This window comes from Enterobacter huaxiensis, from assembly GCF_003594935.2.
Taxonomy (GTDB): domain Bacteria; phylum Pseudomonadota; class Gammaproteobacteria; order Enterobacterales; family Enterobacteriaceae; genus Enterobacter; species Enterobacter huaxiensis.
The window spans coordinates 29,571-45,312 of sequence record NZ_CP043342.1 but is presented as its reverse complement, the minus strand read 5'-3'; the positions used below and the strand labels follow the sequence as shown (position 1 = coordinate 45,312).

Annotated in this window: 17 protein-coding genes; 4 read left to right on the top strand and 13 right to left on the bottom strand. The window is 58.2% G+C overall.

From position 1 onward, the window contains the following. Nucleotides 1-42: 42 nt before the first annotated feature. The 3 genes from nepI to D5067_RS00205 all read right to left on the bottom strand — a co-directional run bounded on the left by nepI (nucleotide 43) and on the right by D5067_RS00205 (nucleotide 2,471). On the bottom strand, nucleotides 43-1,233 hold the full coding sequence (nepI, locus tag D5067_RS00215; RefSeq protein WP_119936430.1) for a purine ribonucleoside efflux pump NepI: 1,191 nt from the start codon (nucleotides 1,231-1,233) through the stop codon (nucleotides 43-45). Nucleotides 1,234-1,402: 169 nt separating this feature from the next. Beyond that, nucleotides 1,403-1,921: an SRPBCC domain-containing protein gene (locus D5067_RS00210; protein WP_119936431.1), complete on the bottom strand. Its 519-nt coding sequence runs from the start codon at nucleotides 1,919-1,921 to the stop codon at nucleotides 1,403-1,405. Nucleotides 1,922-2,018: 97 nt separating this feature from the next. After that, nucleotides 2,019-2,471 carry a DUF1198 domain-containing protein gene (locus D5067_RS00205; RefSeq protein WP_014830062.1) on the bottom strand — a complete coding sequence of 151 codons (453 nt, stop codon included), beginning with the start codon at nucleotides 2,469-2,471 and terminating at the stop codon, nucleotides 2,019-2,021. Nucleotides 2,472-2,570: 99 nt separating this feature from the next. Here D5067_RS00205 and D5067_RS00200 point away from each other — a divergent pair, with 99 nt between their 5' ends. Continuing rightward, nucleotides 2,571-3,473: a LysR family transcriptional regulator gene (locus D5067_RS00200; protein ID WP_119936432.1), complete on the top strand. Its 903-nt coding sequence runs from the start codon at nucleotides 2,571-2,573 to the stop codon at nucleotides 3,471-3,473. Here the strand turns inward: D5067_RS00200 and D5067_RS00195 are convergent. The 10 genes from D5067_RS00195 to D5067_RS00150 all read right to left on the bottom strand — a co-directional run bounded on the left by D5067_RS00195 (nucleotide 3,461) and on the right by D5067_RS00150 (nucleotide 13,370). Further along, the gene (locus D5067_RS00195; protein WP_119936433.1) at nucleotides 3,461-4,465 is read right to left on the bottom strand and encodes an alpha/beta fold hydrolase; all 1,005 of its coding nucleotides are present in this window, start codon (nucleotides 4,463-4,465) and stop codon (nucleotides 3,461-3,463) included. The genes D5067_RS00200 and D5067_RS00195 overlap by 13 nt on opposite strands. 160 nt (nucleotides 4,466-4,625) lie before the next feature. Further along, complete coding sequence (uhpT, locus tag D5067_RS00190) at nucleotides 4,626-6,023, bottom strand: hexose-6-phosphate:phosphate antiporter UhpT (RefSeq protein ID WP_119936434.1); 1,398 nt, start codon at nucleotides 6,021-6,023, stop codon at nucleotides 4,626-4,628. Between the two features lie 132 nt (nucleotides 6,024-6,155). After that, nucleotides 6,156-7,475, bottom strand: coding sequence for an MFS transporter (locus D5067_RS00185; protein WP_119936435.1), 1,320 nt, complete (start codon nucleotides 7,473-7,475; stop codon nucleotides 6,156-6,158). Further along, nucleotides 7,468-8,973, bottom strand: a complete 1,506-nt coding sequence (gene uhpB, locus D5067_RS00180) for a signal transduction histidine-protein kinase/phosphatase UhpB (RefSeq protein ID WP_119936436.1) — start codon at nucleotides 8,971-8,973, stop codon at nucleotides 7,468-7,470. The genes D5067_RS00185 and uhpB overlap by 8 nt, the downstream gene beginning before the upstream one ends. Next, nucleotides 8,970-9,563 (bottom strand): response regulator transcription factor UhpA, encoded by a 594-nt coding sequence (gene uhpA, locus D5067_RS00175; protein WP_119936437.1) that lies wholly within the window; start codon nucleotides 9,561-9,563, stop codon nucleotides 8,970-8,972. The genes uhpB and uhpA overlap by 4 nt, the downstream gene beginning before the upstream one ends. 125 nt (nucleotides 9,564-9,688) lie before the next feature. Then, nucleotides 9,689-9,976 (bottom strand): acetolactate synthase small subunit, encoded by a 288-nt coding sequence (gene ilvN, locus D5067_RS00170; protein ID WP_015570113.1) that lies wholly within the window; start codon nucleotides 9,974-9,976, stop codon nucleotides 9,689-9,691. Between the two features lie 3 nt (nucleotides 9,977-9,979). Further along, nucleotides 9,980-11,668: an acetolactate synthase large subunit gene (gene ilvB / locus D5067_RS00165; RefSeq protein WP_119936438.1), complete on the bottom strand. Its 1,689-nt coding sequence runs from the start codon at nucleotides 11,666-11,668 to the stop codon at nucleotides 9,980-9,982. 106 nt (nucleotides 11,669-11,774) lie between these two features. Next, nucleotides 11,775-11,873 carry an ilvB operon leader peptide IvbL gene (gene ivbL, locus D5067_RS00160; RefSeq protein ID WP_057979964.1) on the bottom strand — a complete coding sequence of 33 codons (99 nt, stop codon included), beginning with the start codon at nucleotides 11,871-11,873 and terminating at the stop codon, nucleotides 11,775-11,777. A 107-nt stretch (nucleotides 11,874-11,980) separates the two neighbouring features. Beyond that, on the bottom strand, nucleotides 11,981-12,460 hold the full coding sequence (locus tag D5067_RS00155; protein WP_119936439.1) for an Hcp family type VI secretion system effector: 480 nt from the start codon (nucleotides 12,458-12,460) through the stop codon (nucleotides 11,981-11,983). Nucleotides 12,461-12,656: 196 nt separating this feature from the next. Next, entirely contained in the window at nucleotides 12,657-13,370 is a 714-nt protein-coding gene (locus D5067_RS00150; RefSeq protein ID WP_119936441.1) for a hypothetical protein, read from the bottom strand. A gap of 720 nt (nucleotides 13,371-14,090) precedes the next feature. On the opposite strand from D5067_RS00150, the gene tisB reads away from it, so the two are divergent. The 3 genes from tisB (at nucleotide 14,091) to D5067_RS00140 (ending at nucleotide 15,587) form a co-directional block, all read left to right on the top strand. Then, nucleotides 14,091-14,180 carry a type I toxin-antitoxin system toxin TisB gene (gene tisB / locus D5067_RS24090; RefSeq protein WP_119936442.1) on the top strand — a complete coding sequence of 30 codons (90 nt, stop codon included), beginning with the start codon at nucleotides 14,091-14,093 and terminating at the stop codon, nucleotides 14,178-14,180. Between the two features lie 64 nt (nucleotides 14,181-14,244). Then, on the top strand, nucleotides 14,245-14,691 hold the full coding sequence (locus D5067_RS00145; RefSeq protein ID WP_119936443.1) for a GNAT family N-acetyltransferase: 447 nt from the start codon (nucleotides 14,245-14,247) through the stop codon (nucleotides 14,689-14,691). Nucleotides 14,692-14,753: 62 nt separating this feature from the next. After that, nucleotides 14,754-15,587 carry an EamA family transporter gene (locus tag D5067_RS00140; protein WP_119936444.1) on the top strand — a complete coding sequence of 278 codons (834 nt, stop codon included), beginning with the start codon at nucleotides 14,754-14,756 and terminating at the stop codon, nucleotides 15,585-15,587. Nucleotides 15,588-15,742 lie beyond the last annotated feature (155 nt).

The window sequence follows — 15,742 nt, the reverse complement described above, 5'->3', positions numbered from 1 at the left end:
CCCCTCACCCCAACCCTCTCCCACGGGAGAGGGAGAAAAGCACTACTTCGCCTTAACCTTCCCTGCCACCAGCAGGGCCGTCAGCAGCATCAGCGTGCCGGAAATCACCAGCGGTGACGTCAGCCCCAGATGGTCGAGCGCAACGCCGCCCACCGCCGCGCCGCAGGTGTTCGCCAGCTGAATCACCGCCACCTGAATCGACCCGGCCTTTTCCGCCTGATCGGCAAGCGAGCGGGTGATCCACGTAGACCAGCCCACCGGGATCAGCGCAAAGGCAAAGCCCCAGATAATCGCAATCGCCGACGCGACCCGCTTATCGCTTCCCCACAGCACCAGCACCGCCGCGCTCATTGCCAGCACCAGCGGCGCGCCCGCCAGCGCCACCTTCAGGGAGCGTTTCAGGAACTGGGACGACAGCGAGGTGCCGACAAAGCTGGCGATACCGAAGCTCAGCAGCACCAGCGTCAGGCCGTCCACGTCAAAGCCCGCCATGGTCATAAACACCGGGCGGATGTAGGTAAAGAAGGCAAACTGTCCGGCAAAGGCCATAAAGATGGCGGTCATCCCCGCCATCACGCCGGGGCGCTTCAGCAGCGCGAACATGTTCTGTTTGTGGTGAGCCGCTTCGCCCGGCAGCGACGGCAGCGCTTTCCACACCCAAATGATGCAGAGAAGCCCCATCACCGCCGCCGCGTTAAAGACGTTGCGCCAGCCGATAATCCCACCGAGGAAGCTGCCGAGCGGTGCGGCAATCACCAGCGCGATAGAGACCGCACCGAAGATAACGGAAAGCGCTTTTGGCACCGTGCGCGCGGGCACCAGGCGCATGGTCAGCGAGGCCGACATCGCCCAGAAGCCGCCAAGCCCCAGCCCCAGACAGGCGCGACCGAGCAGCAGCAGGGTGAAGTTCTCCGCGAAGGAGACCAGCAGGCAGGAGAGCGTCAGCAGCACGCTAAACAGAATGACCACCTTGCGGCGGTCGATAGTGCCAATCACCTGGGTGATAAACAGGCTGGCGAACATCGCCACAAAGGCGGTCACGGTGACGGACTGCCCCGCCACGCCTTCGGAAATGCCCAGATCCTGCGCCATCGGCGTCAGCAGGCTCACCGGCAGAAACTCAACGGTAATCAGGCAGGCGACGCAGAACGCCACGGAGAAAACCGCCGACCAGTTGGGGCGAGAAACCTCTTTGGTCTGCGGTCTGGTCGTGGGCTGGATATGTTCTGTCATGGCGTCACCTGAAGATAAAAACGTGCGGAAAAGTCGCGCAGTTTATCATCAAAAGTGTGACGAATTTAACGTTTCGACAACTTTTGTCGTTTTTTAATGCCGGGCGGCGCTGCGCTTGCACCGGCCTACGGGCTTGTAGGCCCGGTAAGCAAAGCGCCACCGGGCAAAATTACCCGCGAGCCTTAAGAGCGCCATTCGCTAATCCCACGATCCACTCCTGATGCCCGTTAATCATTGGGTTTGGTACGGTGCGAGCAAGTTCCTGCGCCGGCGCGCCTTTCTGCGACTCCTGAGTCAGAATGCGCACGCGGTTTCCCGGCAGGTCTTCAAACAGCCAGGCGTGGATCACGTCCAGACGCGAATTCGCATCCCCTTCAACCCAGCCGTGCCACGCGATACGCGCGGCTCCGCCCTCCACAGGCGGAACATACTCCGTCACCTGCGCCTCAACCGGAAAGCCAAAGGTGGTGAAGCGGAAGCGGGCATTGGCGCTCAGCACCGGGCCGCTGCCGTCGTGAAAACGGATATCTTTGGCGTTGCTGTAATAGTTCGGCCACAGGGTGGTGTCGTTAAGCTGCGCCCAAATCTCTTTTGCGCTCAACCCGGCGACGATGATTTCGTTGGATGCAAAGTTATCGGTGGTACCGGGCAGGTAGTCGTTCGGCCAGATAATGGCGGATTGTTTCATGGTTCACCTCATCGGTTAGTTGATAAGGTGATGGTGCGCCTGCGGGTGATATAAATCTAATGACGATGCTTTATACTCTTCATCACGTTTTGTGATATCAGTGCAGGTAAAACACGCCCTCTTCCGGCAGGAAGAGCTGGTTGTAGCGCAGCTGAAAGGCGTTGAGCTCCTGCGGGTCCGGCTCCATCTCGCGCATAAAGCCAAGCGCGAGGCGGATTTGCGCATCGGTGATCGGCGCGGCCAGGCGGGCTTTACGCAGCATGCGGTGCCAGGTGTGAAGGTTCTCTTCGCTGCCATCAACAATGCAGACCTGCCAGATCAGCAGCACCTGCGCCGCGTTTTGCAGATGCGCCTCATCGGGGCGCTCAAGGTAGCGGATAAACTCATTGCCCGGCGTTTTACCGAACTGGTCAATCATCGACTCGACCGGCATCGGGGTGATCCCCAGCCGCTCGCTTAAACGTTTGATGGCGCGGCGGGAGTCTGAGGTCAGGACGCGAAATCCAACCACAAACACCACGGCAAGCGTTGCCAGCATTATCCAGACCATGCGTTCTCCTTAGACTAGCCGCCCATCATAGCGGGAAACGCAGCGCGTCAACAGCGGGCAGCGCCATAATAGTAAACGGAAAAGAGGTGGAAAAACGTCATGAAAGCGGATCTGCGCACGCTGGATCTTAACCTGCTGAAAACGCTGGATGCCCTGCTGGACGAACGCAGCGTCACCCGCGCGGCGGCGCGTCTTGCCCTGACCCAGCCAGCGGTAAGCGGCATGCTTAACCGCCTGCGGGATTACTTTGAAGATCCGCTGTTTATCCGCGCGCCGCACGGCATCGTGCCTACCACCCGGGCGGAAGCGATGGCGGCTCCCGTCAAACGCATTCTGGCAGATATCGACGAGCTGCTTCAGCCGATCGCCTTTGATCCGCTCACCGCAACGTTCACCTTCACGCTTGCCGCGACCGACTACGCCCTGCGCGCGGTCGTCGTGCCGTTTATCGCTGCGCTTAAGGTACAGGCGCCGGGTATTCGCGTGCGCGTGGTGCCTGTGGAATCCGACCGTCTGGTCAGCCAGCTCGAACAAGGCTCTGTCGACGTGGCGCTGATCACCCCGCATACCACGCCTGACGAGCTACACAGCCGGGCGCTTTATGATGAACGGTACGTTTGCATGATGCGTGCCGACCATCCGGATGCCGGAAAGCCTATGACGTTAGACCGGTTTTGCGCTCTGGAGCATGTGCTGGTCTCTTACGAGGGCGACGGTTTTCGCGGCGTAACGGATGGCGCGCTGGAGAAGACTGGCCGAACGCGGCATGTAGGATTATCGGTGAGTAACTTTTTAGTCCTGCCGGACGTGCTGGCCCTCAGCGATATGATTGCCGTTGTGCCATCACGCATAGCGGAAAAGCAGACGGGGATGTCCGTCTGCGAGACGCCGGTTCCCGTGCCCGGTTTTACCAAAAGCATGGCCTGGCACGGCAGAACGCACCGCAACCTCGCGCAGGCGTGGCTGCGCGGGCTGTTGCTGGAGACCAGTCAGCGCGCCTGAAGCCCTTTCAGCAGCGCCTCGTGGAAGCGGGCAGGATCCTGCATCTGCGGCGCGTGGCCCATGTCGTTAAATTCAACCAGTGTCGCGTGCGGAATGCGCTTCGCCGTCTCTTTGCCCAGCACCGCGTAGTTACCGAGCGTCTTGCGGATCTCCGGTGGGGCGAGATCTTTCCCGATGGCGGTGTTGTCCTTCGTGCCGATCATCAATAATACCGGCATCTTCAGCTCGCTAAATTCATAGACAACCGGCTGGGTATAAATCATGTCGTAGAGCAGCGCCGAGTTCCACGCCACGCGCGCTTTGCCCGGCCCGTTGTTTAGCCCGGCAAGCATGGTGACCCAGCGCTCGTACTCCGGCTTCCACTCCCCGGCGTAGTAGGTGTTTTTCTCGTACTGACGAACACCGTCGGCACTGACCTTCAGCTCGCGCTGGTACCACTGGTCGACCGTAATATGCGGCACGCCGCGCGCTTTCCAGTCTTCAAGCCCTATTGGGTTCACCATCACCAGCTGCTCCACCTGCTGCGGCCACATCAGCGCATAGCGGGTCGCCAGCATGCCGCCGGTCGAATGGCCGATAACCGTGACGCGATCGACGTCCAGCGTTTTCAGCAGCGCGTGAGTGTTATCCGCCAGCTGCTGGAAGGTGTACTGATAATGCTCTGGCTTGGTGGATTTGCAGAAGCCGATCTGGTCGGGTGCGATTACGCGATACCCGCTGGCTGAAAGCGCGCGGATCGTGTCGTCCCAGGTGCCGGCGCAGAAGTTTTTACCGTGCATCAGCACCACGGTGCGGCCGTTGGGCTTTTCCGGCTTCACGTCCAGGTAAGCCATATCCAGAGGCTGGTTCTGCGAGGTAAAGGTAAAGTGTTTTACCGGCCAGCCGTAGTCAAAACCTTCCAGCTTCTCGCCGTAGGTGGGGGCATCTGTGGCCATTGCGGGGGAGGCTAGCGCCATCAACAGCGCCAGGCAGGACAATCGTCGGGTCAACATGCAAGCTCTCCGTTAGCAAAAGGGGCTAAGACTGCACGAAAGGCGGCAGCAAAAAAACTGTAGAGCATGGAGAGGGGCGGATGTGTAAAGCGGGGTAAAGATAGGCCGTGCAAAATAAAAAAGCCCGGCATAGCACCGGGCAAAGAAGTCACCTGCACACTCAGGCTGCTTTCAATTTCTGCTTCTGCGCACGATTCTCACGGCGGATTTTACGTTCTTCCAGCACCGCGACCATTGCCATCAGGACGATACAGCCGATCGCTGCCGCATCCAGCGCCGCGAAGGTTCCCGCCCAGCCGGTGAGGCCGAAAATCGGCGTGCCGTCGGCGATCATTCCCAGACCCAGCTTGGCGAAGCTGTCGCCGATCAGGTAGGCGAAGGTGCCCTTAATCCCATCGGCGGCGCCGATCGCTTTTTTCGGAACGAAGCCGACTGCCGCCACGCCGATCAGCAGCTGCGGGCCGAACACCAGGAAGCCGAGCGCGAACAGGGACGCCAGGTAAACGTACTGGTTGCTGGCGTGCTGGTAGACGCCGAGCGTGGCGATAATCAGCGCCAGCGCGACGCAGGCCACCAGCGCGCGACGGCCGTTGGCGAGGTCAGAGAGCCAGCCCCACAGCAGCGTGCCGACCAGCGCGCCCACTTCGAACAGGGTGAAGCCCTGAATGGCCACTTCCTTAGAAAGCTTCAGCTCCTGGAAGGCATACACGGTTGACCACTGGTCGATGCCGATACGCACCACGTAGAGGAAGATGTTCGAGAAGCAGAGCAGCCAGATGACTTTGTTTTTCAGCACGTATTCAACAAAGATCTGCCATTTGGTCATCTCGTTTTCTTCGGTCTCTTTGTCCTCTTCGCTGATCTCCTCGCCGAACAGCTCTTCGGCTTTGCCGAGGCCGTAAGATTCCGGGGAGTCGCTGCCAAAGCGCAGGCCGATAAAGCCGACGATCAGGGCGATAATCGACGGGAAGATAAACATGCCGATGACGTGGCCGTCGAACAGATAGTTTGCGCCGAACAGCGCCACGCCGGCCGCACCGGCACCGCCGAGGTTGTGGGAGATGTTCCACATGCCGAGGTACGAACCACGCTTGCGGCGCGGGGTCCATTTGGTGATGGTGGAGTAGCTGCACGACCCGCCGGTGCTCTGGAAGAAACCGCTCAGGGCGTAGAAGGCGATCATCATGAACAGGCTGACGGAGCCCGTGCCCATGCTGGCGCTGAAGCCGAGCATACAGATGGCGGAGAGGATCAGCATAAACGGCAGGAACTGCTTGGTGTTTTTGCCGTCCGCGTAGTAGGAAACCAGCGTTTTCCCCACGCCGTAGGTGATGGAGAAGCCCAGGCCAATCATCCCCAGCTGCGTCATGCTCAGCCCGTAGGTTGAGATCATGTCGTTCTGCGCGATGTTAAAGTTTTTGCGGATCAGGTACATGGTCAGGTAGCCGATGAAGACCACCAGATAGGACTGCATGAACGGTTTGAACCACATCTTGCGCCGCACGTCGAGCGGCAGATCCAGGGTCGGCTTGCGCACCTGATTTAAGAAGGCCAGCATGACTGAGTTACTCCTGAGCTGATTTTTGCAGCATTGTAAAAATCAGCCGGGAGAGATGCCTGAGACAGCGTCCAGGTGAAACCGGGAAAATTTCTTAGTTTTCCCCCTCTCGGGGCGAAAAGGTGAGGCGCATCACGCTTCGTTCACCTCGCGCGGAGACTGCGCGTTCAAAAACGGCAGCAGCAGCAGGGCGGAAATCCCCGCCGCGATGGCGATCACCGCGAAGAACCCGCTCCAGTGCCAGACGTCGATCACCCGCGCCAGCGGCCAGCCGGAGAGCGAAGCGCCGAGGTAGGCAAACAGCCCGACAAAGCCCGTCGCCGCGCCTGCCGCCTCTTTGTGGGAACACTCCGCCGCCGCCATGCCGATCAGCATCTGCGGGCCAAAGACGAAGAAGCCGATGGTGAAGAAGCACGCCGCCTGCATCACGTAGCTGGCAAACGGCATCAGCCACAGCGAGCCGACGGAGAGCAAAATCCCGGCGGCGAAGATCAGGTTCATCGGGCCGCGGTTGCCGTTGAACAGCTTGTCCGATCCCCAGCCCGCCACCAGCGCGCCGATAAACCCGCCCAGCTCGAACATCGTCACCGCCGAGTTAGCGGTCACCAGGTCCACGCCGAGCGTCTCGGACATGTACAGATTGCCCCAGTCGTTGATCGCCGCGCGCACCACGTAGACCAGCACGTAGCAGAGCGACAGCAGCCAGATGTACGGGTTTTTCAGCACGTATTTGGTGAGGATCTCCCTGCGGGTCAGCCCCGCGCCCTCCTGCTGCTGGGCAATCTCCATCTCGTCGTGCCGCCAGTCGCCCACCGGAGGCAGGCCGACGGTTTGCGGTCTGTCGCGCAGGCGCCAGCAGAGGTACAGCCCGGCGACAATCGCGAGGCCACCGGCAATCATCATCCCCGCGCGCCAGCCGTAGTGCAGCGCCGCGGCACCCACCACCATCGGGATCAGCGCCCCGCCGACGTTATGCGCGGTGTTCCAGATTGCCCACCAGCCGCCGCGCTCGTTGCGCGAATACCAGGCGGTGAGCAGGCGGGCGCAGACCGGCGCGCCCCAGCCCTGGAAAAAGGCGTTCAGCGCCCACAGCAGGGCAAAGGCCCACAGCGAGGTAGAGAAACCAAACAGGATGTTCACCACGCCGGTGGCGATCAGCCCAACGCCCATAAAATAGCGCGCGTTGGAGCGGTCGCTGACGATGCCGGAGAAGAACTTCGACAGGCCGTAGGTGATGTAAAACAGCGTCGCCAGCAGGCCGATATCGGTGCGCGTCATCACGCCGCTGGCGAGGATTTCCGGCGCGGCGGCGTTGAAGCTTTTGCGGGTGAAGTAGAACAGCGCGTAGCCGAGCCAGATGGTAATCAGGATATGGCGACGCCAGTAGCGGTAACGAGCGTCGATTTCCGCTTTGTTGCCTATCGGCGCGGCGCTGGCAGGGATTTTAAACATGGTAACTCCGTAGCGGCAGGCTGACGCTGACGCGCGTTCCGTGGGTGCAGGAGATGCTCAGCGTGCCGCCGAGCGCCTTCACGCGCTCGCGCATGCCCGCCAGGCCAAAGCCCTGATGGCCGGAACCCGGCGGCAGGCCGCAGCCGTCATCCTCAATCACCAGCTTCAGGCTGTCGTCCTGCTGCCAGCCCTGGATGGTGACCGCGCTGGCGCTGGCGTGCTTGACGATGTTGTTCAGCCCCTCCTGACAGACGCGGAACAGCGTCACGCGCTGGCCTTCGCTCAGCGCAGGCTCGTTAATACGCCAGTCGAGATGGCTGACAATTCCGCAGCTTTCCAGCTCCATCTCGCGCATCAGGGAGCGCACCGCCTGCTCAAGCGAGAGGTCGTCAAGCTGGCGCGGGCGCAGCCGTCCTAACAGGCGGCGAACGGAATCATAAACCCCCAGCGAAAGCTGTTCGATATGCGCCCCGCCCTGCTTCACGCTCGCGTTTTCCGCCGCCAGGCGCTGGACAATGCCCGCCTGGGTGCGGATAGCGGTGATGGTCTGGCCGATATCGTCGTGCAGCTCGCGGGCGACCTCCTGCCGCACGCTCTCTTCGGTCTCCAGCAGGCGCTCCGCCAGACGGCGGTTGCGCGCCAGCTCGGTTTGCAGGGACTGGTTCAGCTCGCGCAGGCGCTGTATGCCCGCGCCGAGCAGCAGCCCGGTCAGGCTCTGGGCCAGCAGGGAAAGCAGCAGATCCACCGGATGATCGTGCCAGGTTTGGCTGGCAATGAGCGCGATGGCGTTCATCAGCGTGGCGATCAGCGCCCCCTGCCAGCCGTAGTGCCAGGCCAGCGCGATGATCGGTAATGCCAGACAAAACGGCGTGAAGCGTGAAAGCTCGGCAGGTAAACCCAGCTGAAGCCACAGGCTCACCACAAACAGCAGCAGATACCAGACGAGGTGCCGGGCGCGCCAGTTCACCGGTTGGGAAACCAGCGCCGGGCCGAGCGGCTGCCAGACGGTGCTGGTGAGGTAGTGCCAGATCACGAGGCAGGTCGGGGCCAGCGTCAGGCCGCCGGTGAGGGTCAGCAGCAGGGCGTTAAGCATCTCCTTCTCGCCGACCCACGGAAGCGACTGCAGCAGCGCGGCGGCAATCAGCGCCGCCCCCTGACGCAGCAGCGTGCGCCAGTCGCGCTGGTGGCGGTAGCGGGAAATCAGCGCAACCGGGAGAAGCGTGAGCAGGCTTCCGGTCATCAATAAGGGCAGATGCGCGAGGGCGACTTCCTGCGCCAGCCAGACCAGCATCAGCCACTCTGCGCCGAGCAAAACGGGCCAGTAGCCTCGCGGGCACTGGAGCATTAACCCCAGACGCAGGCCGAAGGGGAACAGCAGCACCGCCAGCTCGGGGCGTTCCACCAGGTGCAGGCTGATGCTCCACAGGCAGAACCATGCGGCGGAGAAGATAAAAAAGCTGGCGACGACGGCGATCGGCCGCGATAAAGCGGAACTCATTGCCAGCTGTCGAACATGCGGCGCGCCAGCTCAACGTCGTTGCTGACGTTGAGTTTTTCCATCAGGTTGGCGCGATGAACGTGTACGGTTTTCGGGGACAGATCCAGCTCCGCGGCAATCTCTTTCACCGACATGCCCTGCGCGAGTTTTTCCGCAACCTGACGCTCGCGCCGGGTGAGCGGATCCTGGCGTCCAGCCGCCAGCTTGATGGCGATATCCGGCGTTAAATAGCAGCCGCCGGTGGAGACGGTGCGCACGGCGGCGATCAGCTCGTCAGGGCTACAGCGTTTAGAGAGGAACCCGCGCGCGCCCGCGTTGAGCGCCTGCTCGACCAGCGCCGGGCTGTCGTGCACCGACAGCATGATCGTCGACATCCCTTTCGGCAGCTGGCTTAGCAGCTCCAGCCCGGAGAGATCCGGCATCGAGATGTCGCAGATACAGACCTGCACCCCGCGCCCCGGCAGGCCCGCCAGCGCCTCGCGACCGGAGCCAAACTCGGCCACGACCTGAAAATCCGGTTCGAGGTTTAAAAGCTGGGCGAATCCGGAGCGGACGATAAGGTGGTCGTCGATGAGAGCGATGGTGGTCATGGTTTGATCCTGATGCGTGAACACGCCGGATGGCGGCGTAAACGCCTTATCCGGCCTACGAGTAAAGTCCTTGTAGGCCGGATAAGCGCAGCGCCATCCGGCAAAAGCCTTTAACCTTAAGGGATTTACTCGAAAAACACCGCAATTTTGTTAAACATGGTGGGATCGGACTGGTTGCGCGCCACTTTGGTGACGTCTTCCAGCTTGTCGATCTGCGCCATCATCTGCTCCAGCCGCTGATCGTCGTTGACCAGCAGCCAGATGCGGCTGTGCTCGCTGCCCTGAATCGGCAGGCAGAGAATGCCTTCAACGTTAAACGCCCGGCGGGCGAAGAGCCCGCAGACGTGGGTCATGACGCCAGGGTGGTTGCGGACGGTGAGTTCCAGAATGACGTTATCACATTGTTTCTGCATGGCTTATTCCCCCACCATCTCAGTATTTGCCGCTCCCGGCGGCACCATCGGATACACTTTTTGTTCAGGGTCGATACGCACGTGGATCAGCGCCGGGCCGGGGCGAGAAATCGCCGCCTGCAGCGCCGCGTGGGCGTCTTCTTCCGCATTCAGATCGCAGGTGTGCAGGCCAAAACCGGCGGCGATCTGCATAAAGTTAATCATCCCCGGATAGGTCGCCGCAAACACGCCCTGCTTGTAGAACAGGCTCTGCTGCTGGTGCACCAGACCCAGCGCCTCGTTGTTCATCAGGATGATTTTCACGTCCAGCTGGTTTTCGGCCGCGGTCGCCATTTCCTGAATGTTCATCATCAGGCTGCCGTCGCCGGAGAAACAGATGACCTTGCGGTCCGGGTTCGCCAGCGCCGCACCAACTGCTGCAGGCAGGCCGAAGCCCATGGTTCCCAGACCGCCGGAGGTCAGCCACTGGCGCGGACGGTTCAGCGGGTAGGCCTGGGCTGTCCACATCTGATGCTGGCCCACGTCGGTGGTGATAATTGCGCTGTCGTCCACGCAGGCGGCCACGGCGTTGATCAGCCCGTAGTGGCACAGCGGGTCGCCTTCGGTTGGAATGGCGCCCGGGAACTCGCGCTGCAGATCCGCCACCAGCTGACGCCAGTCGGCGCGCTCGGCTGCGTCAGTTTGTGGGATCAGCTGTGCCAGCACTTCAGCCACGTCGCCCTGAATCGCCACGTGCGGCTGTTTGATTTTACCCAGCTCGGCGCGGTCGATATCCACGTGAATGATCTTCGCGTTCGGGCAGAACTGCTCGGTTTTGCCAATCGCCCGGTCATCAAAACGCGCGCCCATAACAATCAGCAAATCAGCTTCTTGCAGAATAAAGTTAGTGCTGCGCGCGCCGTGCATGCCCAGCATACCTAATGACAATGGGTGCGCTTTGGGCAGCATGCCCAGCGCCATCAGGGTCATGGTGGTCGGCAGGTTGGCTTTTTCGGCAAACTGACGGATTTCATCCGCGGCGTTAATCGCTCCGCCGCCCAGATAGAGCACCGGGCGTTTGGCGGCGTTAATCATGGCGGCGGCGTCGCGCACGCTCTCAGCGCTGAATTCCGGCGCGGGGGAACGGTCGCCCGGCTCCGGCAGCACGTCGATCTCGATCTCTGCGGTCTGGACATCCTTAGGAATGTCTATCCACACCGGGCCCGGGCGGCCGGACTGCGCAATGCGGAACGCATCGCTGATAACCTGAGGCAGCTCGCTGATATCGCGAACTAAATAGTTATGCTTGGTGATGGGGATAGAGATGCCGTAGGTGTCCACTTCCTGGAACGCATCGGTACCGATCATTGAGGACGGTACCTGCCCGGTAATGCAGATCAGCGGAATCGAGTCGAGACGCGCGTCGGCGATGGCGGTTACCAGGTTGGTTGCGCCCGGGCCGCTGCAGGCCATACAGACCGCCGGTTTGCCCTGCGTACGCGCCATGCCCTGAGCGATAAATCCTGCCCCCTGCTCGTGGCGCGCCAGCACGTGCCGGATTTGCGTGCTTTGGCTTAACGCATCGTACAGCGGAAGAACCGTGCCGCCCGGGATGCCCGCAACGATGGTAATGCCCTGTCGTTCCAGTAAGTGAACGATTAACTGCGCGCCCGTAAAGCGCGTCTTTGAGGATGTTATGCCCGAACTTGCCATGCTCCAGTCCTTTTCTTCTGAGCCAGCTTTCCGGGGGAGGGTCTAAACGAAAAACCCCGCCCGGTTTGCGCCGGCGGGGTTTTGGATTCGTGTGTTGATCCAGTCCCTACGGCGCATTGCCGACGACCACCACCACACGCACGACGACCACTGCGGCAGGTTGCGCAGTTTTTAGTAGGGTCGAAGTGAAGATGGATGAAGTCATTGGGGACCTGTGTTTGGAATCATTGATTGAATTTATACAAACACAGGTTTTCGGGCGTGACAATGGAAATATTTTCATCTGAGTAAAAATGCGTCAGAGATCACGTTTCAGTACGTTGCTCGCTCATTCCAGGAATCACTATAGATGACATTGCCGTCGCAATGCTTCCAGGTGATTTTCTCGTAGCGTATGAGAACCGTTTCAAGGTGTGTTCCGGTGTTTGCGCCGGGATACAGGTCTGGTGTGATTGAAGTTATTTTCACATTTTCCAGGAGGATATTAAAATATTCCTGTTCGAAACCCGCCTCATTAATCTGATACATCTTAATGGTGGCTGACTGGAGCGTTCTTCCCGTGCTCAGCGCGCGAAAGAGAAGCGGAGTTACACGATCAAATTCTTTCTGAAACATGATGGGCATATGTATACGCGTGCCCGTCAATTTCCCGGTATTCCCGTCGACTGGGATGTTGACATTATGAGTGAATGATTTGAGTTCAATTGCACCTTCACGCCCTAACACAACGCAAGGGCCAATCATGGGAGAACCATTTTCATCTGTTAAAAATAAATAGGCTGGATTTGACATATAAAGTTCTTTTTATAAAATTTAATCGTACTTATCAAAGCGGCCGAAAATTATCGGATGGACAATAATAAATACAATGATAGAAATGAATGTTAGTAATACCCAGTGGTTAGGTACCAACCACAGAAACAAAGAGGCGCACGCAAAAATATAAACAGGGAATAAAACATCCGCAAATAGAATTGATAACAGACTCTTAAACATGCCCCTTGTCCTTTAAGTCGTTATAAATTGCCTCGAAATCCTTATAGAATCCCATTTGAACCTTCTTAATGAATTCAGACAGGAAAGGCTCAAAAAAGTAGTAAAGCATCTCCAGTTGTGCGGCATACAGGGTCGCGTAATACTTAGGGTCCAGCGTTTTCAGGCGACGGGCAGCAAGAGCGCACTTCTGTTCCGTTCCAATCAATTGAAGCGCCATGACAACGTTAGGTACGCGGCGTGCAAGCCGCTCGACGACAATTTCAGACAGCAAGCCTGATTCGGAAAGGGATTTGGCCAGCCCCCATGCTATCGCTAAACGCGCGGCCTTGCTGGTCGGTATGTTATTAACAAGCCCGGTTACTTTTGAATCCATCGTTCGAGCGCGATTTTGTTCATTTCCATTTTCAGAATCGGTAATAACACTTTCAAAATAAAGATAGAGCATGTGTGCTATCACATCGCGATAACGGTAAAGCGAGAGAATTGAGAGATACATCCTCTTTTCTTCTGAGAGAAGCTCGTCACACACATCGTGATAGCTGGGGATTAAGCATGATGAGTACCAGCTCACACGTTCCATTCCTGAGTAAATATCAGAGCCGATCCCCTTTAATGCTCTCCATGTTCCTGCAACACCTTGCTGTCCATAAATAGCCAACTGCCTGTCGCTCTGGAACTTCATCTTTAAATAATCAGTTGCTTGCATAATTTACCCACACAATAATTGCGGCCATAGAAATATACATTGAAAAGTTCAGAAATTCAAACCGGTAAAGTTGTCTTACATAAACATTCACATAAAAAATAAGTTAGCTCGATTTTATTTATTACGATTATAGGCAAAACAAGTTAATTACTTGAGGGGCATTAGCGGTTTATATTAGTTCACACATTTAGCACTGTTATCATTACAAAATGAGTCTAATATCTATCCATAAATAGAGTTGCTTAAGCGATCCTGGCTAGTTCACAGCGAAGCCAAATAGCAGAACGCTCGCTTATCCAGCAGTTTTTTATGGCCAGATCAGAAAACAAAAAACCCCGCCTAAGCGAGGTTTTTATCAGGGTTTTGCGGTTGGTCGCCGCAGAACACACTGTGTTACGTCAACGCAAAAAGTATACGCGATCGCAGACGAACGCGCAATTCAGGCACGGATTTTGACGTTTTTGAGTATGGATCGGCTTCACGTTTTTGTCCATAAAATACTGTTCATGCATACAGTATTTATCTATACTGAGGGTGTTCGCAGTGAGCGAGGGGGCCGCAGTTCTACCGGCGCAACGAAGTCCTGGCTGAAACGGGTGGTGCCGTCAGTGCCTTAACCCCCTGAAGTGAGCACACTGTGTTACGTCAATCCAGGTGCTGGCCACAGGCGGCGGAAAGGTTCGCCAGCATCGTGCTCCTTTTAACCAAAAGGAGACGCGTATGGGCGTCGTGGATATGGTCATACTTATCCTCAAACTCATTGTTGCTGTACTGCAACTGCTTGATGCTGTCCTGAAATACGTTCGGTAATTCAGGTTCAAGTCGCACCTGAGAGGGGCGGGAAACCGCCCCTCTTTAATAACGAGGGAATGCTATGTCGCGTCTGTTAATTGAGCCTGTTACGCCTGATGAGCCAGGGTATATCGCCCTGAAGGCAGAAAGTATCGCACTGAATTTCAACATGCTGCGCAGGCTGGAAGAGAACTGGCTGCGGGGTGAAAACCGTTTTAACGCACCGGGTGAAAAACTGCTGGGTGCGTTTCTTAACGGTAAGCTGGTGGGCGTATGCGGCCTAAATCGCGATCCGTTCAGCCAGCAGCCGCGCGCCGGGCGTATTCGCCATCTCTACGTCAGCGAGAAGTGCCGCGGGCTGGGTATTGGCAAACAGCTTTTGACCGTGGTGACGGCCGATGCCAGCATCTGGTTTGATTTCCTGAATACCCATGCGCCGGACGCCGCGTACGGGTTCTATCAGCGGGCGGGTTTTACGCCCGTGTCGGATGAACCGCGTATAACGCACCGTCTTTTTTGCGCGGTATAACCGGCTGGCAGCATCAGGATGTGAATGTTACAGTTGGATGACAATTCACCACCCGATACCCCATGACCATCACCGTTTTCTGCATTTTGCTGTTCGCCGCGCTGCTGCATGCCAGCTGGAACGCCATCGTTAAGGCCGGAACGGACAAACTCTATTCCGCAATAAGCGTCAGCGGCTCCGCCACGGTTATCGCTCTGGTCTTACTGCCCTTTTCCCCGCAGCCAACTGCTGAAAGCTGGCCGTTTTTGATTGTCTCCTGCGCCTTACAGGTGGTCTATACCGTGCTGGTAGCGAAGACCTATCAGGTCTCGGACATGAGCCAGACCTATCCCCTGATGCGCGGTACGGCTCCGCTGCTGGTGGCGCTGATCAGCGTTCTGGCGCTCGGGGATAGCCTCTCCTGGCTTGCCTGGTCCGGCATTGGGGTGATCTGCCTGTCGATTCTCATTATGGCGATGAATGGCCGTATGCAGTCACGCAAAGGGGTCTGGCTGGCCTTGCTAAACGCCTGTTTTATCGCGGGCTATACGCTGGTAGACGGTACGGGCGTGCGTCTCTCAGACACCGCGCTGGGCTATACGCTGTGGACCTTCTTCATGAACGGCTTCTGCCTGCTGAGCTGGGCGATGGTGGCCCGCCGGCGCGAAGCGTCGAGCTACCTGCGCCTGCACTGGAAAAAGGGGCTGCTTGGCGGGGTGGGCACCATGGGTTCATACGGGCTGGCGCTCTGGGCGATGACCCAGGCCCCGCTGGCCGTGGTCGCGGCGCTGCGTGAAACCTCAATTCTTTTTGGCGCGCTGATCGCATTTGTGCTGTTAAAAGAAAAGGTTGCCGGCCTGCGCATCGCCGCCGCGCTGGGTATTGCCGGCGGGGCCATTCTGCTGCGCCTGGCGTGAATCGCTGGCAACATTAGTTGCCGATGTTGTTTACAAATCCTGCCTCTTCCGCGTTTTTCATTCACCACGGCAATGCTTAAATTGTCATCTCACTGTGGTAGATTCCTCGCGCATTTATGGGAATGCGCAGTCACTTATTCTTCATTTCTCTCTTT